At 43.0% G+C, this 2,041-nt stretch carries 1 protein-coding gene; it reads left to right on the top strand.

The window, feature by feature from the left end:
• The first annotated feature begins 142 nt into the window (after positions 1 to 142).
• On the top strand, positions 143 to 1,831 hold the full coding sequence (locus tag KSW37_RS15400; protein WP_217315316.1) for a transposase: 1,689 nt from the start codon (positions 143 to 145) through the stop codon (positions 1,829 to 1,831).
• Positions 1,832 to 2,041 lie beyond the last annotated feature (210 nt).

The raw sequence follows: 2,041 nt of genomic DNA, 5'->3' as shown, positions 1-2,041 counted from the left end.
GGGGGAGGTCGTCCGAAAACTTAATTAGGGAAGCAAACAACTGAATTGAGCATTTTTCTTTTGCTCTTTATAGTTAATTAACCTCGTATCTTCTTGATTCTCAATTATTTTATGTATCTTTGTAGTAATAAACAAGAAAGATATGGCATATAAAAAAGGTCAAGATAGACGACAGAGGGTTCTTTTCCCTGATTGCATTGACGAGTATGTAGAGGCTGACGCCCCTGTTCGCTTGTTCGATGCTTTTGTCGATAATCTCAAAATGGATGAACTGGGATTCGTCCGCAGTACTCCTGCAGAGACAGGTACTCCAGGATATGATCCTCGCGATCTCCTCAAACTCTATATTTATGGTTACTTCTATCAGGTACGTTCCTCTCGTAAACTTGCTCGTGAGTGCAAGTGTAACGTAGAGGTAATGTGGCTGCTCAACAAGCTGACTCCAGACTTTCGTACAATCTCCGATTTCCGCAAGGACAACAAGAAGGCTATTACTAAAGTTTTTAAAGAGTTCAACAAGTTTTGCATGGGACTGAAGCTCTTTTCCAAGTCGTACATCTCTATTGATGGAAGCAAGTTTAAGGCTGTAAATGCTAAGGACAACAACCTTACTCTAAGCAAACTCGATGACCGAATCAAGCGTCTTGATGAACATATTTCAATCTATATGGAAGAACTTGATGCATACGATCATGAGGAAGGACGCAGGCTCTCCAAAGATGAATTGCAACGTAAGCTTGATATTTGCAAGGAGCGCAAGGAACGTTATGAAGGATACCGTGATACACTTGAAAAAAGCGGTGAAAGCCAGATTTCCTTAACCGATCCTGATTCCCGACTAATGAAAGCTAACGAAGGCTTTTGTGTCGGTTATAATGTGCAAACAGCTGTTGATGCGGAGAGCCATCTGATAGCAGGCTTCCAGGTAAGCAACAGTCCAACAGACCATGGTCAGCTTACAAGCGTAGCATCTGAGGTGAAAGCCGATTATGGTGTTGACGTTCTAGAATCTACTGCAGACAAGGGGTACGAGTGTCCCGAGGATCATGCAGATGCATTGGCTAATGGTATCGTACCAAATGTCATCCAACGTGATGGCTGCTGCACGGAGCAGATTCAGTTTGACTATAACGAAGCTACCATAACTGACGAACAAAAGTCAAGTACTAATCCAGAAGATTTGAAGGCATGCCTTGAAGCTGCAGTCATACCGGAAGCCTACAAGGATTTTTTAACCGATGCACAGATTGTAGAGGTCAAGGAGTACACTTCTGATGTAGCAGAGTCTGCTGTATTGAAGATGACTCCCGAGCAGATGCGTGCCAAGGCTCTTGAAGGATACTTCGTGAGGGATGCCGAACGCAATCTTGTCTATTGTCCGCAAGGAGAAATCCTGAGGCAAAAGTCTATCAAAAGAAACGGTATGATCCGCTACTGCAACAAGCTTGCATGTAAAAAATGCAAGTGCAAGTGTACCATCCAGAAATTTAAGGAGGCAGACTTCAACAAAGACACCTTGATAAAGGCAACTGAAGCAAAACGCAAGCAACTCAAAGAAGAGAATAAAGACAAGCCAAAACCTCCAAAAATGAAGGTTGTGAAGAAGGTTGTCCGTTACGTTTTGCATCTAGACCAGAACAAGATGGACAATCGCAAATGCCTCTCCGAGCATCCTTTCGGAACCATGAAGCGAGCACTTGGGCAATACTACTTTTTACTGAAAGGCAAACTGAAAGTAACTGCTGAGATGGGCCTCTTTTGCCTATCTTATAACCTTCGTCGTGCCATATCTCTCAAAGGTGTACCTGCTTTGATTGCTTCTCTTGGATAATGACCTGTAGGGAATCATATACCATCAAAAACACGCTCTATTAGTGTTCATATCGGCCTTTTTAAGCCCTTATGACGAATTATTTAACATAAAACAAAATTTTAAGATGAAAAAATATATGCCCTTAGAGGGGCTTAGGTGGAGTCGTGATAGCGGTTCTACCCTATGTGATACACCCCAAAACGGCCGTTCTCGGACGGGCTGGGGGGG

Source organism: Segatella copri (assembly GCF_019127135.1).
Classification (GTDB): Bacteria; Bacteroidota; Bacteroidia; order Bacteroidales; family Bacteroidaceae; genus Prevotella.
This window is presented reverse-complemented; position numbering and strand designations above follow the sequence as displayed.